This window comes from Nocardia sp. NBC_01329, from assembly GCF_035956715.1.
Classification (GTDB): Bacteria; Actinomycetota; Actinomycetes; order Mycobacteriales; family Mycobacteriaceae; genus Nocardia.
Genome location: NZ_CP108381.1, coordinates 2,340,744 through 2,365,741, shown reverse-complemented (window position 1 = coordinate 2,365,741; position 24,998 = coordinate 2,340,744). Strand labels below are relative to the sequence as shown.

Here is a 24,998-nt window from a genome sequence, read left to right as displayed (position 1 = left end):
AGTTCGCGGGCCAGCGACCTGGCCCCCCGCGTATTCAGAGTGAGTGCACCATGACAATAGAAATCCCACTGGTATCTGTGAACGGCCGCGCCGACAGGGGCACCGCCGTAACAGAACCGGGACGCCCCGTCCCCACCGCAGCGGCCACGATCGCCGCATTGCAGACAGCGATCCTCGGAGCGCACGGCGAATTGCATCGCCAACTGCGCGACATCGTTCGCAGCGTGGACGACCGCCCGTTGCTGAACACGACGTACACTGAGGAGACACGCCGAGCACCCGCATTTCTTCGCGCCTTCCTCGCCCGCATCGGTCTGCCTGCGCGGGAGATCTCCGCTGACCCGCAACTGAGGGGCGCGTTGTGCGATGCGGCGCAGGTCCTGGCACCGCGGCTGTTGCTGGTGTTGACCGGACACTTCGATCTCGCCATCGGGGCAATCCTGGGATTGGGCAACGGCTCTGAATATCAGCAGGAGTGCCTGACCGAGTTGGACACCGGCGAAGCACTCGGAGTCCTGATGCTGACCGAACTCGCCGGCACCAACGGCGCCGACCATCAGACGACCGCAGTGTGGGACCCGGAGACGGGCGACTTCATACTCACCACTCCGTCCATGGGCGCAGTGAAGTTCATGCCGAATGTCGCCGATCCGGGGGTGCCGAAGACCGTTGTGGTCACCGCACGTCTCTTGATCGACGGTCGAGACGAAGGCGTCCTGCCGTTCCTGCTGAAGCTGCGAGCGCGCCCTCGGCGCAGCGGCCCGCTGCGGATTCTGCAGCACCTTTTTCCGTTCCTCGATCTACGAGCAGAGCCGGCACTCGCACAGGGCGTGTACGTCCAAGCGCTACCCGACAAGCCCGATGCGCCGATGGACCATGCCATGATCAGGTTCGACCGCGTCCGATTGCCGCGAGAGTCGCTACTGGGCGGTAACTGGGCCGAAATGCATACCGACGGCACCTTCGAATGCGAGGTACCGGTCCGTCAACGCTTCCACAAAGCCATCGCCGTATTGGGCGAAGGCCGACTCGATCTGGCCAACGCAGCCGCCGCAAGTGCCCGTGCAGGCCTGGCGGGCTTGGTCAACTACGCCGGACAACGCCAGTCCGGTAGCGGTGTGGTGATGTCCGAGCGCGATGCAGTCCTCCGGGATGTCGTCTCAGCACTCGCCGACGTCTACGCCATCAGCGTGCTCGGTCGCCATCTTCGGGATATGCGCGCCGACGGCGCCGGAGGGTTCAGGAAACAAGCACTACTGGCGATGCTTGCGAAGCCGTTGCTCTCGAACGACGCGCAGGCCGCGTTGAGGATGTGCCGGGAGCGCACCGCGGCGCAGGGAGCGCTTCGCAGCAACCTCATTGTCGACTGGCTCGGCAATATCGCGGCCATTGTCACCGCGGAGGGCGAGAATCAGATCATGCAGGTCACCGCAGGGAAGCGCGGGCTCGACCTGCCTGCGCTACAGCTACCGGCCACGCCGTCGGAATTGCCCTGGTATGTCCGGATGTTGGTAGACCGGGAAGCCGCGATCGCGGATTACCAGGCCCGCGGTGTCCACCATCCCGCGAGCGTGGCTCTGGGACCAGATTCAGCAGCGATCGAGTTGAGTGAAGCCACCGGGCACCGTCTGGCAGCGACCGCCCTCCATCTGGAGGCCCGCGCCGCTGGCGATCCGAAAGCGCGAAATCTCCTGCACGCAGTGGGTGCGGCGTACGCACTCCAAACGGTGTATGCGAACAGTGCCTGGTATCTGAACCACGAGGAGTACCCGCGGGTAGTCGGAGAACTCAGGCGAAGCCGCGCCGCACTGGTCGATAACCTCCAGACCTTGGTGGCAGGGTTCGATGTTCCACCCCTCGAAGGTCCGATCTTCGACGACTACCTGCAGTGGTGGGAGCGCTATTCGAAATGGATGCTTCGCTGAGAAGGCGTTCGAGGTCGATATTTCATCGCAGCTGAGCATGTCGTATCGACCGTGGGTGATTTCCGGCCTGCCGAATGGCGAACGGAAGTCACCCACTGGGCCTGTTCGGAGTGCTGAAGCAGACGCGTAGGTGAGGGGGTGATGCCGACGCCGACGCCGACAGGGAAGGGCTTCCATCGAGCTACTGGTAACCCTGCATATTCGATTACTGCATATTGATCCCCACATCCTTCGGCCTGGGAGTGGCCCGTCTGGCATCCTTTGATGTGTGTCAGACAGGGAAGAAGCTGCTGGGAAGCTATTGTCCAGCACCTCGCTGCGTGATTTTTCCCCGCCGAAGGCGCTTGAGGAGCGTTACTACGACCTGCCGTCGTACCGTGCGACGCTCGCGCCGCAGGAGGCTCCGATCCCAGTGCTGCTTCGTCATGCGCTGACTCTCATCGGGATTCGCCACGACGGCCCCGGGGAGAAGGTGGCGTGGTGGGTGTCGTTTGCCTACAAGGGCTATCACTGCGAACTCGCCCACCAGAAGTTCGGCCTCCGGCTGCGTATCTGGGGCAACCTCACCGAGGACCAGGCGGATGAACTGCTGACTAAGATACGGAAGAAACTTGGGTCGGCGGTCAAGACTGTGGAAGGGCTTTTGGCCGCGACGGCGAGTGACACCCTCAATACCGGCGACGTCACGGTCGTGAACCAGCACCGACAGTTGCGCCAGGCCTACGACTACTTCCGCGAACGGGCCACCAACCCCGATATGGTTCACGACATTACAGAGAGCGGGACGAACGAGTTCGGCTCGTGGTCAACGTTCCTGCTGGGTAAGAACGTCATGGCGATGCACGCCTTCCATGACCTCGTGGCCGCTATCACGGCCTTTGTCAGCTCGCTGGAGCACGACTTCGTCCTAGCGTTGCCTTTCCTGGACTTCGACCCGACTACGGACGACCTCACCAAGATCATCGGTGACCGCTGGGGCGAGAAGTGGCGGCGCGTAATGGGCCACTCGGACTCGGAAGCGGTGCACCTCCGCGAGCGGCTGATCATGGTGGTCGAGCGATGGCGCAACCCCTACTCTCACGGGGGTTTCGAGAAGGGGCATGGCGCTACAATCTACCTGCACACGCCGGGGATCGGCGCCTTGCCGATCGGGCTGTCCGGCATCCGCGACAGCCCGCTGTTCCCATTCCACGCCGCCTCGGATACAGACATCCAAGGCGTCTTCGCCTTGTTCGACGAGATTGATGCCTATCTAGGTCGGACGATCCCTCACGCAATGGAGTGGATCGATTCCGGTCTCGACGTCCGGTTCGACGCTGTATTCAGGGCGCAGGTTCTTGCTTGCATCGAGTCCGATGGCGCCCTTGAGCGGTTGATCGACGTGTACGCATCCTCGGCCGACACGATCGCCAACATGGACTACTAGCTGTTGCAACTTGCTCGCGGCCGATCAGTCGTATGCGGCGGCAACCCAGGCTATTGAACAGTAGAGTCTGACTCACGCTGGCTTGATTGGACTCCAGAGCCCCTCCTGCACCAGAGACGGCAATGAGTCGCGTGGTACCAGGTAGTCCACGGTTCCTTGGAGGGTGGGGTGTCGTGCCAGTGTTGTCGTTTGTGTGCGGCGTGACAGTCGATCGATCCGACGCAAAGCCACAAGGGCGCCCCGAACTAACCCGCCGTCGTAGTTTGTCTCGGCAAGCTCGACCAGTTTAGCGATATCATCCGGGTCGTGCCCCAATGCAAGCAAATTAAATGCCAAACTTCGGAGGAATTGCGGCTGGTTTGCATCCCAAGCGATTCTGCGAGCGTACGCGATCCACTCAACCGGTGGTTTGTGGATCACCTCCAGCATGGCAGCAATTAGCCACGCCTCCTGATACTTCTCAAGCCCCGGCTCTCCGGGTTCGCCTAGATATTGGGTGATCGCCGACTGAACATGCCGCTCGGATATAAACGACCTTAGATAGAACGCGGAGTCCTTGGATACCTCGGTCAGCTGCTCCAGCCGCTTCAGTACCCTCTTGAGCACCCCGCGATCAACTAACCGCCCGAGCCGGAACAGCGCGAACCGGGCATGGCGACGCTTGATTACCTGCTCGGTCAGAGCATCATTGAACATGTCGCGTAGAATCTTGCGTGACTCGTCGAAGCCGTTACGCAGCGCGTACTCGGCCCACTTGAATGGCGCATCTTCATCCGACTTGGCACCGGGTCGGGTCTTTTCAATCTTGGACTTGCCGGCCCCGGCCACGATAAGACCACGTTTTCGGCATAGGACCTCGAATCGCCGCAGTGCGGCTCTGCCGTCCCGCTCAGAGGGCGCAACGATTCGTACATCGTCCATGTATCGGTAGTAGTCGAACCCTTCGGTCAACATTTGCCGGTCGACCCTGACGAGAAACAGGTTCCCGAGAAGACGCGACGCATCGGGACCGATTGGAAGTCCACCGCGCGAAGACCTGCGCCAAGTCTTGAGCAGCGTCCGGAGCGGGCGCGTAATCTCTTCCGGTACACCCAGATCGCGGAGATCTTCAAACAGAAGTTCGTGGCTAATTGTCTCAAAGTAGCTCACAAGGTCTGTCGACACTACCCAGGATTCCAGTCCAGCCTTCTCCTCCACGGTCTCAAGGAAAGCTGAAAATTGCGATATGCCAGGTACAAAGAAGGGGCCAGGGCGCTTGTTGAGTCGCGAACTGAAGACACGATCCGACAGAGCAGCTTCGACCTTCTGGGCGAAGGTCGAACACAGCATGTGATAAGCGAGGCGGTCCTCTACGCTCAGTAAGGCGCCTGCACGACTTAACAGAGTTCCCTTGGGAACTTCGACCACTTCGAACGGGTCGGCCTGGCCGGTCGAGCACTTAGACAGCGCCGAGGAGATCGCCGCATCTGGACGAGCTCGAGTGTCTTCCCAGTTCAGAATGTCCGGAACCCACAGATCTCTGCGATCGGTCTTCATCAAGAATTTGATGGCGGTTGACGGATCCAACTCAAGTGGCGCCGCACTGGTGGTGGCATCAGCGGGTCGCGAGGGAAGTCGATCCCCATGCACCAGCCACCTGCCACCCACCTTCTCGCCGGAAAGGTTTCCACTGGCGAGTAGACGCCGAATGGTGGCCACCGACTTGCCCGTCCGAAGCGCAGCTTCCTCGACACTTATGTTCTGCCCCAACGCAACTCCCCTTGTGAGCGATACCGCTCATAATATCGCTCACAAGGGGGAGCGTCCAGTCATTAGCTCACTGGGCCTGTTTGGTCATTTCGTCGCGTACCGAGCCCAGGGCTCGGCGGCCAGTGCGGCGTGGCGGTGCGCGACTTGGTTGCTGTAGCCGAGCATCTCGGCGACCAGCGGCGCGGGCACTGCGCCCACCAGAGTCCGAAGTGCGGTGTTCCGTGAGCCCAGCAGGTCGATGCCGAGCGCCCGAACCCGGTTCCTGAGGTAGGTGGGATGGATGTGCTGCCCCGCGCGATATCCCGGAAATAACCAGTCGCTGGTGCCCCCAGCTGTGCGCAAGTTCGGCCGGTTCGCAAGATGGGCCCGCAGAAGCTCGTCGAACGGCTTCGGAACGGTAACCGGATCCATTCCCAGTGAGAGCAACATCTCGTGAGGTGTCACGACGATGGCAGTGGTCTTTAAGGCCGCGACCTTCACGAGGGGCTGCGCGTAGAGCAGTAGCAGTATGCCGGCGATCCGGCAGGAAAGCGTCTCGCTGTCGCCGGTGAGTAGTTCGCGGAGCCATTCAATCCGCTGTTCTTGAGTGATGAGGGGAACCGACTTTGGCTGACGAAATCCGATGGCGACGGCCGTGTTCATCCGGGCCTCTCTTGCCCAGACGAAGAATGTCCGTATCGAATGCCGGGTGGTAGGCCCGGTCGTGAGCCATTCATCGATGTCCTGCTGAGTGCAACTGCTGGCGGTGCCAGCGTGCGTCTCATGAAGCCAGGTCAAGAACTTGATGGTCTCGGTGATTTCCTGCTTGGAAGCATGTGCCGGACCTCGGGTGTTCTTGCCGTCGTCGGACATTCCTCGGATACGTGCGAGATGATGCCATTTGGCGAACTGCTCCACCGGTTGGCGGATTGACAGCTCAGTAATCGCGTCGAGTTTCTTCTCGATCCAGGCCTGGAAATTCGCCAGATGGCGGTCCCGTGACGGCAACAGGCCGTGGTGCTCGAGCAGTGCCCGCAGGTGGTTGACGCGCCGCCCGCCTCCTTCGGTGTCGAATGCCTCGTGGGTCAACGGGATTTCTCCAGAGCATAGGCGGCGTAGGAGATCTTGGACCTCAGCCGATCGTTTCCAGGTGAGAATGCTCTCCGGTCGATCGGCAGCGCAGAACACGTCCACGAGCCGACCCATCGCGCTGGGGTCGGACGGGTGGTCAAGCAGGAGACCGGTCAGATCCTCGCGAAGTGCGCATCGGGCGCAAATGCCGTGCCGATAGAACTCGCCCTCGACTTCGCATCTTCCGCAATGGAAGTTGCGCGGAATCCCGGCGCAAGTAACGCAGACTGGATCGTCATAGGTGTCAACGCGCCCCGGAAGCAACCGCTCGACGTTGCAGCCGGGACAGACGCCGCGCATTCGCATGGCCTGGTGGAAACAGGTTCCGCAGATCCGGCCATCGGGCCAGTCGACCCGATGTTTATTGGCGCTGTGGTGGCATCGGGCGCAGGTGAACGAGCCCGTTGTCCGCGGTCGGCCTCGGGTTGTCGATCGAGCGTTGACATCAATCGGCATCGCTGATCACCCTGGCGCGTTTCGGCCGTATCGCCTTGTTCAGTGCGACGACATTCGTCTCCGAGCTGGCCTTCCGCCGCCGAACATCGGTCGCGGTGACCGCCACCAGGTCCTCGATGCCGCAGCCGAAGATGTCGCAGAGTGCCGCCATCATCTGCAGTGAAACCCGCTCGGGTCGTTGATTGACCAGCCGATAAACCTGCGGCCGCGATAGCTCGATTCCACGCTCATGCAACAGAGGCATCAGCTCGGTGCTGTTGTGCATACCATTGCGCGCCATCAGCTCGGCCAAGCGCCAGGTGTAGCCAACTTCCCGTTTCATACCACTTCTCCCTTATCCGAGCCCAGCGCCTCTGACACCGTGGCGTCCAATGCTTTCCGCAACGTGCGGGTGCGAAAATCGCTGGAAACACAGGTATATAGGGCCGTCGTGCTGGCGTGCTCATGGCCCATCTGCTGCTGGACGAACAGCGGATCCCAACCGTCCTCGATCAGGTGCGTAGCCATCGACCTACGCAGCGAATGCAGGTCCAAGCCGGGGGAGAAGCCCAGAACGTCGCAGTATCGACGGAACCGCCTCAGCAACGTCGACTCCGAAACCAAAGTGCTGCGCTCGCTCGGGAACAAGTCGATGCCGTCGTCCATATGAGGCTGGCCGTGAGTCAGCCAGTCGGTAATGATCTCGGGTGTCCAGGCGAAAACAGTCAATACGCTGCGACGTTTCGGCGCTGAACCTCGTTTCGCCTTGCCGTATCGGACGTGGACCAGGCCGTGGCGGCCGAATTCCTTCGCGTGGGGATTCCGCGCGAAGTCAATGGTCTGCAGGTGGCGCAGCTCGTTGAATCGCAGCCCGTAGGAATAGGCGAGCTTGAACATCACCGAGTCCCGATAAGCCGGCAGATATCCCTTGCGGCCGCTCGCGGCGATCAGCGCGACCTGATCGTCGGAATAGTCGAAAAATTCTTGCAACTCCAGCTTCGTGAACGCCCGCTTCTTCGGATCCGATTCGTTGTCCTGGACGTGCTGGGCGGTATTCCATCGGTGGAACACCTGCGCCGGATGAGTGCCAAACCGCTGCTCACAGACTCGGTCCCACCCATAGTCCGGATCGCTGACATATGAGCAGAACTGCCGTAGCGCCTGACTGTAACCGCGGATCGACGATTGCTTGGCGTGGTTAACCGACCGCAGATCGCCGAAGAACTCGTCGACCTGCGCCGGTGTCCATGTCCACGGAAATTCGTTGGTGTAGTCCAGGAATCGCTTCACGAAGCGCTCCCGCTGGTCGATCGTGGATACCTGCAAATTCCGGGCGAGTTGCTGGTTCCGGAAGCCAGTGAGCATCTCGTCCACCGTCTGCTGCTCTGGATGGAGCAGCGGAACCGATTCGACCAATCGCACACGACCGACCTTGTCGACAGCCAACCCAATCCTCCCAAAGACCAGAAAGCGGATTCATCTCATGAATCATTGATTCGCCGGATGAATCATAGGGGTATCTGCGCTGGCTACGGGGCCGTTTGCTGAAGTGCATCCGCCGCCTTCTCGGATGCATACAACTAGGCCGGTGGTCCACACGCGCCCCGGCGGGTCGATCACGCCAGGTCGGAGCAGGGTTTTACGCAGTCGGAGAGTTGGCGCCGGGGTGATCAGGGGAGGTACGTCTGATTCATCTGATGCAATACGCAGCGCTTAAGTTGACATAATGTAGATTATCGGCGTTCGAGCGGAAGTGGGTTCTGCGGACGGATCCGCCGGACCGCTCTGCGTTTCGTCCGATGGGAACCGACCTTCCATATCCCGGAACTACCGGCGTGTGCGATGCGGCCGATTCTCCGAAAGCGTTACGGCGGGTGCCGTTTCAGGACATCCTTCCCCCTACCTCCATTTCGTCACCTGTGATGAAATGGAGGTGAGTGAGGACCCGGTCCGATATCCCTGGCTCATGAATCCTTCCGGATCCGGAACCCGTGAAATCGCGGCCTGCATCGCCAGAGATAGTGGACCGATCCTGTCCGCTCGGTGTGCCAGAGTTGCCCCATGGATGCAGACGGATTCGACTGGAACCATCAACTGCGCGAGCAATGGGAGTTCCACTGGAACCATCAACTGCGGGACAGGCTCACCGGGCTCACCGATGAGGAGTACTTCTGGTCGCCGGTGCCGGAAGCCTGGAGTGTCCGGCCGCGAGGCAGCTCCACGGCCCCGGTGCAGGCGGGCGCGGGCGATCACACGATCGATTTCGCCTTCCCGCAGCCGGTCCCGGCTCCCTTCACCACGATCGCCTGGCGGCTCGGCCACGTCATCGTCGGTGTCCTCGCCGCCCGTAACGCGGCACATTTCGGTGCGGCCCCGGCATCGTACGAGACGTGGGAGTACGCGGGCACCGCCGCCGGTGCGCTCGATCAGCTGGGCACCCAACTCGATACCTGGCTGGCGGGGGTGCGCGCCATCGGCGCGTCCGAGCTCCGGGACCCGATCGGTGACGCCGAGCCGTATCCCGACCTGCCCGTGGCGGCGCTGGTGCTTCACATCCACCGCGAACTGATCCACCATCTGTCCGAGGTCTGCCTACTGCGCGATCTCTACCTGCACACTCACCTTTCCGCGAACGGAGCAACCCGATGAGCCGCCAGATCCAGGTCACCTTCGACGCCCATGATCCGCGAGCGCTGTCCACGTTCTGGCGCGAGGTACTCGGCTATGTTCACCCGGGTCCGCCCGGTGTCGAGCTGCCCGAGGGCGCCGATCCGCTCGCTGCGTGGGATGACTTCCTGGCCGGGATCGGTGTCCCGGAAGATCAGCGCAATACGCGATCGGCCGTCGAGGATCCGGCCGGGAACGGTCCGCGGTTGTTCTTCCAGCAGGTGCCCGAGGACAAGGTCGCGAAGAACCGCGTCCATCTCGATGTGCGGACGGCTCCCGGACTTCAGGGTGAGGAGCGGATGGCGGCCTTGGAGACCGAGTGTGCTCGTCTGGTGGCGCTGGGCGCGGCCCGGATCCGTCGGCACGAGCCCGCTCCCCCGATGGAAACCGGCTTCATCGTGATGGCCGACCCCGAAGGTAACGAGTTCTGCCTGGACTGAACCGTCGGGACGGTGGCGCTTCCCCCGCGACGAGCCGACACTGTTCGGTTCGCCGATGCGACGAACCGCTGGGGCTAGGCTCGCACGGACAGGGCTCGGTCAGCGACGACCTCGGAGGCGGGCAATGCGCAGACGGCGGGTGGCAGCTCTCGGGGTCGCGGCGATCTCTGCCGCGGGTCTGGTGTCGGCGTGTGGCGACCGGGAACCGACTCCGGTCCCGGGGGCCGCCGCGCCTTCGACGTCGGTGGAGGCACCCCAGCCCGATCAGGCGGCGGGGGTCGCCATTCCGCGCGGCCGGGTGGAACACATTCTGGGCACCCTCGAATACCGGGCCGACGAACTGATGCGGAACACCAATATTCCGGGTATGGCGGTGGCCGTTGTCTACGACGGCGAGGTGGTGTTCCAGCAGGGCTTCGGGGTTCGGGATGTCGACGGGCGGCAGCCGGTGAATCCCGAGACGGTGTTCCAGTTGGCGTCGCTGTCGAAACCGGTGGGTGCCACGGTGGTCGCGCGTCAGGTGGCGGCGGGCGTGGTGCAGTGGGATACGCCGGTGCGGGAGCCGGCGCCGGGGTTCGCGTTGAGCGACCCGTATGTGAGTGATCATGTGACTGTCGGTGACCTGTATTCGCATCGTTCGGGGCTGCCCGAGCACGCGGGCGATAAGTTGGAGGATCTGGGGTTCGACCGGGCTCAGATCCTGGACCGGTTGCGGAGGCTGCCGTTGGCGCCGTTCCGTGATTCTTACGCGTATACGAATTTCGGGCTTACCGCGGCGGCGATGGCTGTCGCGGATGCGTCGAAGCAGCGCTGGTCGGCGCTGTCGGAGCAGTCGATCTACCGGCCGCTGGGTATGTCGTCGACCAGTTCGCGGTATGCCGATTTCCTGGCGGCCGGTGACCGGGCTTCGGGGCATGTGCTGATGGACGGTGAGTACCGGCCGGCGCAGCCGGGCCGTCAGCCCGATGCCCAGTCCCCCGCCGGTGGTGTCAGTTCGTCGGTGTCGGATATGGCGCAGTGGATGATGATGGTGCTGGCGAACGGGAAGCACGGCGGTGAGCAGCTGGTGGCGCCCGAGGCGCTGTTACCGGCGGTGTCGCCGCAATCGGTGTCGTCGCCGCCGAGTGAGCCGGATGCGCGGGCGGGCGACTACGGGTTCGGTTTCAATGTGGGCAATTCGGCGGCGGGCCGGGTGATGTTGAGCCATTCGGGGGCGTTCGATCAGGGTGCGGCGACGGCGCTGACGATGATTCCGTCGGCGAATGTGGGGATTGTGACGCTGACCAATGCGGCGCCGATCGGGGTTCCGGAGACATTGAACGCGGAATTCTCGGATCTGGTGCAGTTCGGTGAGGTGCGGCAGAACTGGTGGGAGCTGTATTCGAAGGCGTTCGGGCAGTTGAACGCCCCGGCGGGTGAGCTGGTGGGGGTGCCGCCGCCGGCTGCCCCCGCGCCGGAGCGGCCGTTGGAGGATTATGCGGGCAGTTACGGAAATGACTATTTCGGTGCGGCGTCGGTGTCGGTGGAGGGCGATTCGCTGTTGTTGACGATGGGGCCGCGGCACGTCGCGATGCCGTTGCGGCATCGCGACGGTGACACGTTCGTCTTCTCCCCTGTCGGTGAGAGTGCGAATCCGGGCAGTATTTCGCAGGCCCGGTTCGACGGGGACCGGTTGTGGCTGGAGTTCTACGACTCGGACGGGTTCGGTACGTTCGTGCGCTGATATCTGGTCAGGCGCCGATGTAGGAGGCGAGGTGTTCGCCGGTGAGGGTGGCGCGGTCGGCGACAAGGTCGGCGGGGGTGCCTTCGAAGACGATTCGGCCGCCGTCGTGTCCGGCGCCGGGGCCGAGGTCGATGATCCAGTCGGCGTGGGCCATCACGGCCTGATGGTGTTCGATGACGATCACCGATTTACCGGAGTCGACGAGCCGGTCGAGGAGTCCGAGCAGTTGTTCGACGTCGGCGAGGTGCAGGCCGGTGGTGGGTTCGTCGAGGACATAGATTCCGCCTTTTTCGGCCATCTGGGTGGCCAGTTTGATGCGCTGCCGTTCACCGCCGGACAGGGTGGTGAGTTGCTGGCCGAGGCGGAGGTAGCCGAGTCCGACATCGGCGAGGCGGTTGAGGATTTTGTGGGCGGCGGGGATGCGGGCGTCGCCGGTGGCGAAGAACTCTTCGGCTTCGGCGACCGACATCTCGAGTACTTCGGCGATATTGCGGCCGCCGAGCGTGTATTCCAGGACTGCGGCCTGGAATCGCCTGCCTTCGCATTCTTCGCAGGTGGATTCGACGGTGGCCATGACGCCGAGGTCGGTGTAGATGACTCCGGCGCCGTTGCAGGTGGGGCAGGCGCCTTCGGAGTTGGAGCTGAAGAGGGCGGGTTTGACGCCGTTGGCTTTGGCGAATGCTTTGCGGATGGGGTCGAGGAGGCCGGTGTAGGTGGCAGGGTTGCTGCGGCGTGAGCCGCGGATGGCGCCCTGGTCGATGGTGACGACGCCGTCTCGTCCGGTTACCGAGCCGGTGATCAGCGAGCTCTTACCGGATCCGGCGACGCCGGTGACGACGACGAGGGTGCCGAGCGGAATGTCGACGTCGACGTTGCGCAGGTTGTGGGCGTCGGCGCCGCGCACTTCGAGGGCGCCGGACGGGGTGCGCACGGTTTTCTTGAGGGCGGCACGGTCGTCGAGGTGGCGGCCGGTGAGGGTGTTGCTGGCGCGGAGTCCGTCGACGGTGCCTTCGAAGACGATCTGGCCGCCTTCGCTGCCGGCGCGCGGACCGATATCGACGATATGGTCGGCGATTTCGATGGCTTCGGGTTTGTGTTCGACGACGAGTACGGTGTTGCCTTTGTCGCGCAGTTGGCGCAGGAGGTCGTTCATGCGCGCGATATCGTGCGGGTGCAGGCCGATGGTGGGTTCGTCGAAGACGTAGGTGACGTCGGTGAGCGAGGAGCCGAGGTGGCGGATCATTTTGGTGCGTTGCGCCTCTCCCCCGGACAGGGTGCCGGAGGGTCGTTCCAGGGAGAGGTAGCCGAGTCCGATATCGGTGAACGAGTCGAGTAGGTGTTGCAGGCCTTTGACCAGCGGTGCGACCGAGGGTTCGTCGAGTTCGCGGACCCAGTCGGCGAGGTCGCTGATCTGCATGGCGCAGAGGTCGGCGATGTTCTTGCCGTTGATCGTGGAGGACAGGGCTTCTTTGGTGAGCCGGGTGCCGCCGCATTCGGGGCAGGTGGTGAAGGTGACGGCTCGTTCGACGAAGGCTCGGATGTGGGGTTGCAGGGCGTCGACGTCTTTGGACAGGAACGATTTCTGGATTTTCGGGATGAGGCCTTCGTAGGTGAGGTTGATGCCCTCGACCTTGATCTTGGTGGGTTCTTTGTAGAGCAGGTCGTGCAGTTGTTTCTTGGTGAACTTCTTGATCGGCTCGGCGGGGTCGAAGAAGCCGCAGCCGCGGAAGATGCGGCCGTACCAGCCGTCCATGCTGTAGCCGGGGACGGTGAGGGCGCCGTCGTCGAGGGAGAGGTTCTCGTCGTAGAGCGCGGTCATATCGAAGTCGGTGACCGAGCCCATCCCTTCGCAGCGTGGGCACATGCCGCCGAGGCGGCTGAAGGTGGCTTTTTCGGAGACCGTTTTGGCGCCGCGCTGCACGGTGATGGCGCCGCTGGCGGTGACCGACGGCATATTGAAGGAGTAGGCGTTGGGTGAACCGATATGCGGGTCGCCGAGGCGGCTGAACAGGATGCGCAGCATGGCGTTGGCATCGGTGGCGGTGCCGACGGTGGAGCGCGGGTTGGAGCCCATGCGTTCCTGGTCGACGATGATCGCGGTGGTGAGGCCTTCGAGCAGGTCGACGTCGGGTCGGGACAGTGTGGGCATGAAACCTTGGACGAAGGCGCTGTAGGTTTCGTTGATCATCCGCTGGGATTCGGCGGCGATGGTGGCGAAGACCAGGGAGCTCTTACCTGAGCCGGAGACGCCGGTGAACACGGTGAGCCGTCGTTTCGGGATCTCCACGCTGACGTCTTTGAGGTTGTTCACGCGCGCGCCCTGGACCCGGATCAGGTCGTGGCTGTCGGCGGCGTGTGTCGCGGACGCCGGAGTGCCGGTCTTCGTGGCGGTGCTCATCTATCTCCCTCTGGTCGGTCGCCGTTGTCTCCGGCCGATCGGGTGGAGCGGCGCGGTCTTCTCTCGGCGGCCCGCAATGTATCAGCGGGCCGGTGGTGAACAGGTGTTTCTCCGGCCGTTCGCGTCGGCCGGAGAGTTGTGTGGTGTCGGTCCGGTGGTCAGCTCAACTGCTGGATGCGGACCATATTGCCTGCGGGGTCGCGGACGGCGCAGTCGCGGATACCGTAGGGCTGGTCGGTGGGTTCCTGCACGATTTCGATGTCTCCGGCCTGGAGGCGTTCGAAGGTCCCGTCGAGGTCTTCGGTGGCGAGGTTGATACTCGCGTAGGTGCCTTTGGCCATCATTTCGGCGATGGTTTTGCGTTCGTCGTCGGTGATGCCGGGGTCGGCGGCCGGTGGGTGCAGGACGATGGATGTGCCTGGTTGGCCGGTCGGGCCGACGGTGATCCAGCGCAGGCCGTTGTAGCCGACGTCGTTGCGGATTTCGAAGCCGAGGGTGTCGCGGTAGAACCCGATGGCGGCTTCGGGATCGTTCTGCGGCAGGTAGCTGGCGTGAATGGTGATGTCCATGCCGATCACGCTAGCTGCGGGTCGGTCACCGGGGCTTCTCGATTCCTGATCGGTCTGGTCACCTGTTTCGCCGTGCACGACGGTATGCCCGCGGTGGCGTCGGTCTCCTGGCGTCGGTAGGCGCTCGGTGGCATCCCGACGAGTTCGGTGAAGCGAGTGCTGAAGGTGCCCAGCGAGGAGCAGCCGACGGCGAAGCAGACCTCGGTGACGCTGAGGTCGCCGCGGCGCAGCAGGGCCATGGCACGTTCGATGCGGCGGGTCATGAGGTAGCCGTAGGGTGCTTCGCCGTACGCGAGTTTGAACTGGCGGCTGAGATGTCCGGCGGACATGTTCACGCCGCGGGCGAGTGCTTCGAGGTCGAGAGGTTGCGCGTACTCCCGGTCCATCCGGTCGCGGACGCGGCGGAGCAGCGCGAGGTCGCGGAGGTGCTGTTCCGCGGTGGGTCTGCTGGTCACGTGGCCGATCGTTCCATATCGCGCCAGTGTTGCCCAGTTTCCAACGGTGGGGTTGTCGGTGCAGCGCCGGGCACGGGCGGTTCGGGGTGAGCAGGTGCGGCGTCAGAGGTGGTCGGTACTGCCGTTCTGTTCGCCGACGGGTGTCGCGCTGCCTGTCTCGGTCTCCGGGCGGGATGCGCGGCTTCGTCTGCGGCGACGCGGGGGGTGGCCGCGGAGGGCCGCGGCGAGGCGGGTGTGCGGCTGCCAGTTCAGTCCGTTGGGCAGCCCCCAGCCGAAGCGGACCGCGGCGAGGCGCAGCAGCAGGGAGCAGCAGATTCCGGCGACGATGCCGACTGCGGGGGCGCCGAGGTAGGTGCTGATGACCATGGTGCCTGCGACGACGGCGGCGACGGTGGCGTAGAGGCCGTTGCCGCCGAAGACGGCCGGGACCCGCCGGAGCAGGACGTCGCGGGTGGCGCCGCCACCTACTGCGGTGGTGATGCCCAGGAGTACCGCGGGGAGCCAGCCGAGGCCCGCGGCGAGGGTTTTCTGGGCGCCCGTGACCGCCCAGAAGCCGATGACGGCGGCATCGAGGGCGGTGAACAGCCGGTCCCAGGAGTGTTCGCTGAGGTGGATGAGGAATGCGATGAGGGTTCCGGCGACGGCGGTGGGCAGGTAGGCGTAGTCGGTGAGCGCTACCGGTGGTCCTTGTTGGAGCAGGGTGTCGCGGATGATGCCGCCGCCGAGTCCGGAGACGATACCGACGACCAGGAATCCGAACAGGTCGAGTCCTTCGGTGCGGGATACCGCGCCGCCGAGCATGGCGCAGGCGAAGACACCGGCGAGGTCGAGATATCTGGTGACCTGGTCGAGGGTGTCGATCGGCGCGGTCACCGGAGCAAACTAACACGGGGACGGACGGTTTTTCGGGGGTGGCGGGTGCCGTGAGTGAGGTGGACCACAGCGTCTGGCGGGTGGTCAGACGCGCGGTTTCACGGCCGCTCCCCCACCGGTGGCGAGCCGCATGAGGTCGGTGTCGAGGTCGACGGTGGTTTCGCTGCCCCCGGCGCTACCGAAGCTGTGCTGGTAGCTGTTCCATGATTGGTCTTTGACTTGGTGGGCGAATCCGCTTTCCATCAGCAGGACCAGTTCGAGGGCGGCGCGGTCGATGCGTTTGTTCAGGTCGTTGTCGCTCCAGTCTTCGGAGGCGGCGAACAGTGAGGTGGGCACTGTCATGGTGCGCAGGAAAGCGAACAGGGCGCGCATCTGTTCGTCGACGACCAGTGCGTGCCGGGCGGTGCCGGCGGTGGCGGCCAGGATGACCGGTTTCGCGATCAGCAGGTCGTTGTCGAGGACGTGGAAGAAGGAGGTGAGCAGCCCGCTGGGTGCGGCCTTGTAGACGGGTGCGGCGACGATCAGACCGTCGGCGGCGGTGAGGGTGTCGATCGCGGCGGTCATTTTCGGGCCCATGAGCTGGGAGACGAGCGCGGTGGTGATCTCGGTGGCCAGTTCCCGCAATTCGATGACGTCGATGGTGACGGTGGCGCCGCGGCGGCGGGCGAGTTCGCCGGCGCGTGCGGAGACGCGGTCGGCGAGCATCCGGGTCGAGGACGGGTTGCTCGTGCCGCCGCTGACCACGACCAGCCGGTAGGGGGTGGTGCCCTGGCCGTTGGTGGTTGTCATATCTCGTTCCTTTTCGTGGTGTCGGCGAGTTTGCCGCAGAGGTGTTCGAGGGTGCGTAGTTCGTCGTCGCTGAGGGCTCCGGTGAGGGCTCGGGCGACGCCGACGGCGTGGCGGCCGCCGATGCGGCGCTGCCGGGTCCGGCCCTCGGTGGTGAGGGAGAGCCGGACCCCGCGGCCGTCGTGCGGGTCGGGGGTGCGTTGCACGAGGCCGCGTTCGATGAGCCGGTCCACCATCCGTGACAGCGCCGGCTGGGTGAGCAGGACGTGCCGGTTCAGTTCGGCGGGCCGGATGGGTTCGGGGCATTTGGACAGTGTGTAGAGGACGTCGTATTCGCGCATGGTGAGCCCGTTCCACACGTCCTGTGCCGCGAACTGTTTCATCAGGACCGCGTGCGCGGTCAGTACCGTTTCCCAGGCGTCGTTGGCGAGCCGTCCGCTGGTTCTGGTCTTTTCGCGGCCGGGGCCGGTCTCGCTCATGCGGTGGCGTCCTGGTACGGGCTGGCGCCGGCCAGGTTGTCGCCCTGGTTGGCGTTGGGGCGGGCCTGCCGGGCCGGGTTGTCGCCGTATTCGGCGGCGACGCGGGCGAGGTGGGTGGGCGCGGGCGCGGATTCGGGATCGCGGCGGGCGTCGAGTTCCTTGCGCAGGACGGGGACCACTTCCGCACCGAGCAGGTCGAGCTGGTTCAGTACGGTTTTCAGTGGCAGCCCGGCGTGGTCCATCAGCCACAATTGGCGCTGGTAGTCGCCGAAGGTGTCGTGGAAGGTGAGGGTTTTGTCGATGATCTCCTGCGGGCTGCCGACCGACAGCGGGGTCATTTCGGCGAAGTCCTCCAGGGAGGGGCCGTTGCCGTATACGGGGGCTTCGTTGAAGTAGGGACGGAACTCGTTCCGGGCGTCCTGGGATTTCTCGGCGATATAGGCCTGTCCGCCGAGTCCGACGATGGCCTGTTTCTTGGTTCCGTGCCCGTAGTGTTCGAAACGCTGCCGGTAGAACTCGATGAGCTGCAGCGAGTGGGCGGTGGGCCAGAAGATGTGGTTGGCGAAGAACCCGTTGCCGTAGTAGGCGGCTTGTTCGGCGATCTCCGGAGTGCGGATGGATCCGTGCCAGACGAACGGCGGTACGCCGTCGAGGGGGCGCGGGGTGGCGGTGAAGCTCTGTAGCGGGGTGCGGTAGTTGCCTTCCCAATCGACGACATCTTCGCGCCACAGCCGGTGCAGCAGGTTGTAGTTCTCCAGGGCCAGCGGTAGTCCGGCGCGGATGTCCTTGCCGAACCAGGGGTAGACGGGTCCGGTGTTGCCGCGGCCGAGCATCAGGTCCATGCGGCCCTTGGACAGGTGTTGCAGCATGGCGTAGTCCTCGGCGATCTTCACCGGATCGTTGGTGGTGATCAGGGTGGTCGCGGTGGTGAGGATCAGCCGTTCGGTGGTGGCGGCGATATGCCCGAGCAGCGTGGTCGGTGAGGAGGAGAAGAACGGCGGGTTGTGGTGCTCGCCGATGGCGAAGACGTCGAGGCCGACCTCTTCGGTTTTGCGGGCGATCTGCACGATCGCGTCGATCCGTTCCGCTTCGCTGGGTGTCACGCCTGTCACGGGGTCGCGGGTGATATCGCTGACCGAGAAGATTCCGAACTGCATCTTGTGTCACTCCCACCGTAGTTTCTATGCGTTTGCATCTACTTGAACGGTGGAGTGGGTGGAGTTATTCCGTGCCGTGTACTCGGTCCGCCGCGATGGCGCCCCGGCAGATCGCGTCACCGCGGCCATCGCGCCCCGAGACATCAGGCCCGGTTCGGCTCACCACTGACCGGGCCGGGCTCGGGCGAGCGCAGCGGGGCCGGTCGCTGCGACAGGGAATCCAGATCGCGGATCGCGGTACAGCTGCGGCGGATCATGGCGGCGAACATGGTGTCGCCGCGTTCCGACGCGGTGCCGTAGGCGGCGCCGAACACCGTCACCAGCGGCCCCTGGAGGGCGGCGAACCGGTAGTCCTGCCAGCAGTCCTCGCGGGTGTATTCGGTGACACCCAGTTCGGTGAGGCGCTGATGATATGTCGCAACCAGGCCCTTCTCGACGGTCCGGCGGATTCCGGGGTCGAGGCCGGTGGTGACGAAATAGGCGAGGTCGCGCGCCGGTAGACCGAGGTTGACCGTTTGCCAGTCGACCGCGGTCACCTCCGGGGTGTTTCCCGGACCGAACAGTAGGTTGTCCAGGCGGTAGTCACCGTGGACGAGCCCGAACCGCTCGGGACGGGCCACCAACCAGTCGGCGATGACCTCGCCGCAGGCCCGCAGGGTGTCGCGATCCTCGTCGGTGAGCCGGTCGCCGAGGCGGTCGAAAAAGATATCGGTGGTGGGCGCGTAGAGCTCGCGCAGCGTTTCCGCCTCTTCCGGCTCGTTGCGGGTGAAACCCTCGATGTCGAGCAGCGTCTCGTCGCACCAGCGGGGTGCGTGCAAGCCCGCGAGGTTGGCCACGGCCGAATGGGCGTGATCGACCGGGCAGCCGGCGATCTGGTCACCTTGGCGAGCGGGTGCGAGATCTTCCAGCAGTAGAACGAATTCGGCTCCGTCGCTGTGCATCTCGGCATGGTGGCAACGCGGGGTGCGGACAGCGACGGTGGACGCGATATCGGTGTAGAAGCGGACTTCCTGACGGTAGGCGCCAGCCAGCATGGCGCGGACGCCCGGATCGGCGGCGGGGAGTTTGGCGAGCAATTGTTCCGGCACGGCATCTCCGGTGAGCCGTAGCCGGTGCACGGTGCCGATCTGGCCGGTGCCGACCGGTTCGGTGGTGACAGCGGTGACACGGCGGCCGAGGATGGCGGTGAGCCATTCGGGGGTGAGGTCGGCGATATCGGTGGGGCTGGTCATGCGCGGCTCCTGCCGGGGTTGGTGGGCAGGCCGGCGAACCGGGCAGGGGTGCGGCGCCGCCGCCACGCGTCGAGGACGGGAGCGAGTTCGGTGGGGGTGTTGCCGTGCAGGATGACTCCGTCGGCGCCGGCGTCGAACTGGTCGGCGATCCGTGCGGCGCATTGTCCGGGTGTTCCGGTGGCGGAGGCGGCGAGCCATTCGGCGGGCAGCAGATCTTCGACAGCGGCGAGGGTGGTGGTGTCGGCGACGGCGTCGAGGGCACCACCGGCTCCGGTGACCAGGGGGTGCGCGCGGAAGTCGTCGAGCACCTGTGGGTCCCAGCCGTTGGCCTGGGCCAGGACATCGCCGTACCCCTGCAGGTAGGTGCCGAGGCGGCCGACGAGTTTGCGCAGGCGGGCGGTTTCGCCCTGACTGTCGTCCACCACGGCCAGCACCGACCAGACGCGGATTGCCGCGGGGTCGCGATCGGCGGCTTCGGCGGCACCGCGGATGGTGTCGACGGCGTGGGCGGTGGTGTCGTCGGTGAAGAAGGTGTGCAGGACGACGGAGTCGGCGATCTGTCCGGCGAGACGCAGGGTGTTGTCGCCGATCGCGGTGAGGGTGATCGGAATGGCTTCGTCGTAGGTGGGGTTCAGGTGCAGGATCGGGTATTTCCCGGCGGGCCCGTCGTGCCCGACGACGGTCTCGCCGCGCCAGAGTCGTCGGTAGAGCTCGGCGGCGTCGCGCAGCTGGGCGGAGGTGATCCGCGGTAGGCCGATGACATCGAAGAGAGCGCCGAAGCCGCGGCCGAGGCCCAAGCTGTAGCGCCCCTGGGTCAGTCGGTGCAGGGTGACCGCACCGGAGGCGGTGATCAGCGGGTGCCGGGTGTTGTGGTTGGTGGCGGCGGTACAGATACCCAGGTCGGTGGTCACCGCGCCTGCGGCGGCGGCGAGGGCGAAGGCTTCTTTGGTGTTGAAGCGTTCGGACAGGAACATGGCGCCGAGGCCGAGTCGTTCGGCGTCGCGGGCTTCGTCGAGCAGGATGTGCGGGTCGGTGGCGTGTCCGGCGAGGCCGTAGCAGCCGAGTTCGGGGAATTCGGTCACTTCGACGCCCCGGCGTCGCGGCCGCCGATCATGCGGTGCAGTTCGTCCTGAGTCCAGGGCGGGGTGTCGTTGTGGTCGCGGAAGCCGAGGATGCTGGGCGTGGGACGGTCGTAGCGGCCGACGAATCCGCCCGCGGCGACGAAGATCTGCCCGGTAACCTGTGCGGCGGCGGCGCCGGCGAGGTAAAGGTAGAGCTGGGCGACGTAGTCGGCGGGCGGAGCGTCGAGGGCGGCGTTCTTGCTGATCTCGTCGAGCATGCCGCGGCGGTAGAGCTCCATGATCTTGGCTTCGTAGTCGAAGCCGCTGGAGAGCCGGGTTTTCGCGCCCGGGCAGATGACGTTGGCGCGAACCTTGTGTTCGGCGAGTTCCGCGGCGATGGCGAGGGTCAGGGAGTTGACCGCGCCTTTGCCCGCGGCGTACCCGGTGCCGCCGTAGTCGCCCAGATAGGCGAAGGAGCTGGTGTTGATGATGCTGCCGCGCCCCTGGGCGACCATTTTCGGGGCGGCGGCTCGGCAGGTGTTGAACGTGGTGGTGAGGTGGGAGTCGAGCAGGGCGCGCCAATCGCGGGTGCTGACGTCGAGGATGGAGGATCCGGTGGGTTCGGCGATGCCCGCGCAGTTGACGAGGACGTCGACGGCGCCGAAGGTGCGGACGCAGGTGTCGACGAGTTCGGTGGCGGTGGTTTCGTCGGCGGCGCTGCCGGTGACGCCGATGGCGCGGTGCCCGGCGAGGGTCAGGGAGTTGACTGTGCGTTCGACTGCGGGGGCGTTGCGTCCGTTGACGACCACGCCGGCGCCGTGTCCGGCCAGGGCGTGGGCGACGGCGTGGCCGATGCCGCTGGTGGCGCCGACGACTACGGCGCCGCGTCCCCACAGGGTCTGGTTTCCGCTCATGGGCCTGTTCTCACCCGCCTCTCTCACCCGAACACTATTCCGTACAGGTGTCCGGACAGTATCGCATCCCGACCGCGCGCCGGTGGTCGGTCGAGGCGTTGCGCAGACAGTCGTGCACCTTGCCCGCACACAACACCCCGTAGTACTGTCCAGACAGGTGTCTACCATAGATCCTGGACAGCAATCTGGGGAAGGATTTCCACATGACTTCGGTGAAACCGCCGCGGGTGTCCGGAGGCGAACACGAACACGGCCACCTGGAGGAATTCCGGACCGACCCGATCGCGCTGATGCGCCGGGTACGGGAAGAATGCGGGAACGTCGGCCAGTTCGAACTCGCCGGCCGCCACGTCGTCCTGCTCACCGGTGCCGAAGCGAACGAATTCTTCTTCCGCGCCGCCGACGAGGACCTCGACCAGGCCGCGGCCTACCCCTTCATGAAACCGATTTTCGGCGAAGGCGTGGTATTCGACGCCAGCCCGGAACGGCGCAAGGAGATGCTGCACAACTCCGCACTGCGCGGCGACCAGATGCGCGGGCACGCGGCGACCATCGAGAAAGAAGTCGACCGGATGCTGGCGACCTGGGGCGACGAGGGTGAGATCGACCTGCTCGACTTCTTCGCCGAACTCACCATCTACACATCCTCGGCCTGCCTGATCGGCACCAAGTTCCGGGAGGAACTCGACAGCCGGTTCGCACAGCTCTACCACAATCTGGAACGCGGAACCGACGCGCTGGCCTATGTGGACCCGTACATGCCGATCGAGAGCTTCCGGATCCGGGACGAATCCCGCGCCGCCCTGGTAGAACTCGTCCAGGAAATCATGAACGGACGGATCGCGAACCCGCCGGCCGACAAAGAGGACCGCGACCTCCTGGATGTGCTGGTGTCGGTGCAGAAAGAGGACGGCACTCCACATTTCAGCGCCAGCGAGGTCACCGGCATCTTCATCTCGATGATGTTCGCCGGGCACCACACCACCTCCGGCACTGCCGCCTGGTCGGTGATCGAGCTACTGCGCCACCCGGAAGCACTGTCCGGCGTGGTGAAGGAACTCGACGAGCTCTACGCCGACGGCCAGGAGGTGAGCTTCCACGCGCTGCGCCAGATCCCGCAACTGGAGGCGGTACTCAAGGAGACGTTGCGGCTGCATCCCCCGCTCATCATTCTCATGCGGGTCGCCCAGGGCGTGTTCGAAGTGTGCGGAAACCGGATCGAGCCCGGTGATCATGTGGCGGCGACCCCCGCGATTTCCAACCGGCTGGCCGAGGATTTCCCGAACCCGGACAGCTTCGATCCCGGCCGCTATATCGACCCCAACCAGGAAGACCTGATCAACCGCTGGACCTGGATCCCGTTCGGCGCCGGCCGCCACCGCTGTGTCGGCGCGGCCTTCGCGCTGATGCAACTCAAAGCGATCTTCTCGGTGCTGCTGCGGGACTGGGAATTCGAGATGCTGCAGCCCTCGGAAACCTACCGCAACGATCACTCCAAGATGGTCGTGCAGTTGCAGCAGCCGTGCCGGGTGCGGTACCGCCGCAGGCAGCCGGGAAACTAGACGGCCTACGCCATCACCCAGCGCTCCTGCAACGACGCCAGTTGTGGCCGAACCTGTCACCACCAGGGGTTCCGGTAGTAATCGCGCGAAAAACAACGAAGTTGCCTCGACCAGCGCTTATCCGCGCTCTGAGGTCCTGTACGAGGAGGGCGACCGCGCGCTGGAGGCCGAAGCGCGCAGACGTGTGGCGCAGCTGTCGCGCTGACCGGCGACTGAACCGCCCCGGGTGCAGAAAGGATTTCGATGGCCTGTTCGAGTTCGGCGATCTTACGTCTCTGCTCACGGATCGTCCGCGCCGCCCTGCCGTCGCTCCCTCGGAGTCACACGATCGATCTCGGCCTGCCGGACCACTTGCGCAGGGTGTCGGTGGTCATCTCCAGCAGGGCCGAGACCGTTTCATCGCGGCCCACTAGCTGTCCTAGTCGCCACGATGGTCGATACCAGCCGGACAGCCTTGGCCTTGGTCGCTTCGTCGTACTTCGCAGGCATGATCTGTCCATCTTTCCCGAGAAAGAAGGTGAGCACCAAACCCGGGGCGGTTCAAAAGGCATGGTCATCGTGGGTTTGTATCCGATCTGAGGACCGTGATGTAACGGTGCAAATCGGCCGATTGTTGCCGTCTTCCTCGTGCTCTGGCGAGGCATCGTCCAGCACCGGATCACAGAGCGGCGGGTTGTCTCGCGGCGCGGCTATGGAGGTCAGAGTCGTCCGACGACCTTCTGTGGTCGGACCCGGACGGTGGTGATGGCTACGTCTCCGTGCCGCGCTGCGGCGTCGGGGTTGTGCTCGGCAAAGGTCTGGCCTGTGTATTCGAGGGCGAGCTGATCGCGAAGTTCGTGGGCGCCTTCGGTACTCAATGTTGCGATTCCGCTGATCGCGGCATATGTGTAGGGCGCCTCGGGAGGACTGATCAACACGCTCACCCGCGGGTCGCGGCGCAGGTTTTGTTCTTTGCGACTGCCCACGGCGACGATGAACAGCACGTCCTCACCGTCTCGGGCCACCCACACGACCGACTGATGGGGGCTGTTGTCGGGCTGCAGGGTGGCGACAGTGGCGAACACCGGTGAATCGAGGACGCGGCGCAACCGGTCCGGCGAGACCCCCGGCGCGGCGTCGGCTACCCTGCCCAGCAGCGTGACGGTCTCGGTGAACAGCCTTCGGGCCGCGTCCGTGTCGAAAGCTGTCCCATCCACATCGAGTCGTTGACCGGTCACGATGGCGGTCAACGACTCCTGGGGTGGGTTGGCGAGCACTTCGAGGATCGGCACGATGGCTTGTTCGATGGGCTGCGCGCTCGCTCGCATCGCCTCGACCTGCGCGGCGGTCGAAGGGTCGTAGTCCCCGGAAAAATTGGTGTTCACCATGCCCGGGTGTAGCAGCACATAGCGAACCTTCCGTGATGAGTGCCGCCGGGCGAACTCGATCCCGAGGAGGTCGTTGAGTTGACCGCCTTGCGCCATCGCCCGCATTCCGTGATAGTCGGTCTCGCTCCCCAAGTCATCCCAGCGGATCTCGTCGGTCCCGCTGCCGGGTCCGGCGATGTTGAGAATCAACGGTCGTTCAGCCGCTTCGAGTAGGTCCAGCATCTCGTAGCTGATCACGAATCGGCTCAGATAGAACAGCGCGAATGTGTACTCGAAACCTTCGGTGGTGACCGCTCGGGTGGAGCGGTAGTGCCTGGCGCACAACACCACCGCATCCACCCTGGTGAACCTGACTCTGAGTTGCTCGATCGCCTGTCTTGTCTCCGCCACCGAGCTCAAATCGGCGGGCACGAAATATGCCTGATCAATCCATCCGAGTGCCGTCGCTTCGGCCAGGAATGCGCGGCCCTTCTCTGGATCGCGGCCGATGACAGCGACCCGCTGCCCTCGGGCCAGCCGGTCGAGCGCCACGGGCTTTGCCGATCCCGTCTGTACCGCCGAAGACCACTGTAGTTCCCACTTCGGCGCTACCGAATGCGGAGTGGGATTGCCGCGTATTGACTTCTGAACTCATTGGTTCATTTTATCGTACTGATCAGACTGCCTCGGC

The 24,998-nt window shown here is 64.6% G+C and carries 21 protein-coding genes; 6 read left to right on the top strand and 15 right to left on the bottom strand.

Translation table 11 applies throughout. The features are described from left to right. The first annotated feature begins 50 nt into the window (after positions 1–50). Positions 51–1,925, top strand: a complete 1,875-nt coding sequence (locus OG405_RS11105; protein ID WP_327151540.1) for a hypothetical protein — start codon at positions 51–53, stop codon at positions 1,923–1,925. 268 nt (positions 1,926–2,193) lie between these two features. Then, positions 2,194–3,351, top strand: coding sequence for a hypothetical protein (locus tag OG405_RS11100; RefSeq protein WP_327151539.1), 1,158 nt, complete (start codon positions 2,194–2,196; stop codon positions 3,349–3,351). Between the two features lie 72 nt (positions 3,352–3,423). On the opposite strand, the gene OG405_RS11095 is transcribed toward OG405_RS11100, so the two are convergent. The 4 genes from OG405_RS11095 to OG405_RS11080 all read right to left on the bottom strand — a co-directional run bounded on the left by OG405_RS11095 (position 3,424) and on the right by OG405_RS11080 (position 8,091). Continuing rightward, positions 3,424–5,100 carry a reverse transcriptase domain-containing protein gene (locus OG405_RS11095; protein ID WP_327151538.1) on the bottom strand — a complete coding sequence of 559 codons (1,677 nt, stop codon included), beginning with the start codon at positions 5,098–5,100 and terminating at the stop codon, positions 3,424–3,426. Between the two features lie 84 nt (positions 5,101–5,184). Beyond that, positions 5,185–6,666 carry a hypothetical protein gene (locus OG405_RS11090; RefSeq protein WP_327151537.1) on the bottom strand — a complete coding sequence of 494 codons (1,482 nt, stop codon included), beginning with the start codon at positions 6,664–6,666 and terminating at the stop codon, positions 5,185–5,187. Beyond that, positions 6,656–6,988: a helix-turn-helix domain-containing protein gene (locus OG405_RS11085; protein WP_327151536.1), complete on the bottom strand. Its 333-nt coding sequence runs from the start codon at positions 6,986–6,988 to the stop codon at positions 6,656–6,658. Before OG405_RS11085 ends, OG405_RS11090 begins: the two co-directional genes overlap by 11 nt. After that, complete coding sequence (locus tag OG405_RS11080) at positions 6,985–8,091, bottom strand: tyrosine-type recombinase/integrase (RefSeq protein WP_327151535.1); 1,107 nt, start codon at positions 8,089–8,091, stop codon at positions 6,985–6,987. The genes OG405_RS11085 and OG405_RS11080 overlap by 4 nt, the downstream gene beginning before the upstream one ends. A gap of 615 nt (positions 8,092–8,706) precedes the next feature. Between OG405_RS11080 and OG405_RS11075 the strand changes: the two genes are divergently transcribed. From OG405_RS11075 to OG405_RS11065, 3 genes are all read left to right on the top strand, one after another. Further along, the gene (locus tag OG405_RS11075; RefSeq protein WP_327151534.1) at positions 8,707–9,294 is read left to right on the top strand and encodes a DinB family protein; all 588 of its coding nucleotides are present in this window, start codon (positions 8,707–8,709) and stop codon (positions 9,292–9,294) included. Further along, positions 9,291–9,752, top strand: a complete 462-nt coding sequence (locus OG405_RS11070; protein WP_327151532.1) for a VOC family protein — start codon at positions 9,291–9,293, stop codon at positions 9,750–9,752. Before OG405_RS11075 ends, OG405_RS11070 begins: the two co-directional genes overlap by 4 nt. 124 nt (positions 9,753–9,876) lie before the next feature. Next, a complete protein-coding gene (locus OG405_RS11065) occupies positions 9,877–11,475 on the top strand; it encodes a serine hydrolase (protein WP_327151531.1) in 1,599 nt (532 codons plus the stop codon). Between the two features lie 7 nt (positions 11,476–11,482). Here the strand turns inward: OG405_RS11065 and OG405_RS11060 are convergent, their stop codons facing one another. The 10 genes from OG405_RS11060 to OG405_RS11015 all read right to left on the bottom strand — a co-directional run bounded on the left by OG405_RS11060 (position 11,483) and on the right by OG405_RS11015 (position 21,399). Next, positions 11,483–13,873: an excinuclease ABC subunit UvrA gene (locus OG405_RS11060; protein ID WP_327151530.1), complete on the bottom strand. Its 2,391-nt coding sequence runs from the start codon at positions 13,871–13,873 to the stop codon at positions 11,483–11,485. Positions 13,874–14,031: 158 nt separating this feature from the next. Continuing rightward, a complete protein-coding gene (locus OG405_RS11055) occupies positions 14,032–14,442 on the bottom strand; it encodes a VOC family protein (protein WP_327151529.1) in 411 nt (136 codons plus the stop codon). A 5-nt stretch (positions 14,443–14,447) separates the two neighbouring features. Beyond that, complete coding sequence (locus tag OG405_RS11050; RefSeq protein WP_327151528.1) at positions 14,448–14,897, bottom strand: helix-turn-helix transcriptional regulator; 450 nt, start codon at positions 14,895–14,897, stop codon at positions 14,448–14,450. Between the two features lie 102 nt (positions 14,898–14,999). Further along, the gene (locus OG405_RS11045; RefSeq protein WP_327151527.1) at positions 15,000–15,770 is read right to left on the bottom strand and encodes a trimeric intracellular cation channel family protein; all 771 of its coding nucleotides are present in this window, start codon (positions 15,768–15,770) and stop codon (positions 15,000–15,002) included. Between the two features lie 84 nt (positions 15,771–15,854). Then, positions 15,855–16,559, bottom strand: coding sequence for a CE1759 family FMN reductase (locus OG405_RS11040; protein WP_327151526.1), 705 nt, complete (start codon positions 16,557–16,559; stop codon positions 15,855–15,857). After that, positions 16,556–17,035, bottom strand: a complete 480-nt coding sequence (locus OG405_RS11035) for a MarR family winged helix-turn-helix transcriptional regulator (RefSeq protein WP_327151525.1) — start codon at positions 17,033–17,035, stop codon at positions 16,556–16,558. The genes OG405_RS11040 and OG405_RS11035 overlap by 4 nt, the downstream gene beginning before the upstream one ends. Beyond that, positions 17,032–18,192 carry an LLM class flavin-dependent oxidoreductase gene (locus OG405_RS11030; protein ID WP_327151524.1) on the bottom strand — a complete coding sequence of 387 codons (1,161 nt, stop codon included), beginning with the start codon at positions 18,190–18,192 and terminating at the stop codon, positions 17,032–17,034. The genes OG405_RS11035 and OG405_RS11030 overlap by 4 nt, the downstream gene beginning before the upstream one ends. Positions 18,193–18,335: 143 nt before the next feature. Then, a complete protein-coding gene (locus tag OG405_RS11025; RefSeq protein WP_327151523.1) occupies positions 18,336–19,424 on the bottom strand; it encodes a phosphotransferase family protein in 1,089 nt (362 codons plus the stop codon). Beyond that, positions 19,421–20,506, bottom strand: coding sequence for a TIGR03857 family LLM class F420-dependent oxidoreductase (locus OG405_RS11020; protein WP_327151522.1), 1,086 nt, complete (start codon positions 20,504–20,506; stop codon positions 19,421–19,423). The genes OG405_RS11025 and OG405_RS11020 overlap by 4 nt, the downstream gene beginning before the upstream one ends. After that, positions 20,503–21,399 (bottom strand): SDR family NAD(P)-dependent oxidoreductase, encoded by an 897-nt coding sequence (locus tag OG405_RS11015; protein WP_327151521.1) that lies wholly within the window; start codon positions 21,397–21,399, stop codon positions 20,503–20,505. Before OG405_RS11015 ends, OG405_RS11020 begins: the two co-directional genes overlap by 4 nt. 203 nt (positions 21,400–21,602) lie before the next feature. Here OG405_RS11015 and OG405_RS11010 point away from each other — a divergent pair, with 203 nt between their 5' ends. Further along, positions 21,603–22,961, top strand: a complete 1,359-nt coding sequence (locus OG405_RS11010; protein WP_327151520.1) for a cytochrome P450 — start codon at positions 21,603–21,605, stop codon at positions 22,959–22,961. A gap of 698 nt (positions 22,962–23,659) precedes the next feature. Here OG405_RS11010 and OG405_RS11005 read toward each other — a convergent pair. Then, the gene (locus tag OG405_RS11005) at positions 23,660–24,859 is read right to left on the bottom strand and encodes a TIGR03618 family F420-dependent PPOX class oxidoreductase (protein ID WP_327151519.1); all 1,200 of its coding nucleotides are present in this window, start codon (positions 24,857–24,859) and stop codon (positions 23,660–23,662) included. Between the last annotated feature and the right edge of the window lie 139 nt (positions 24,860–24,998).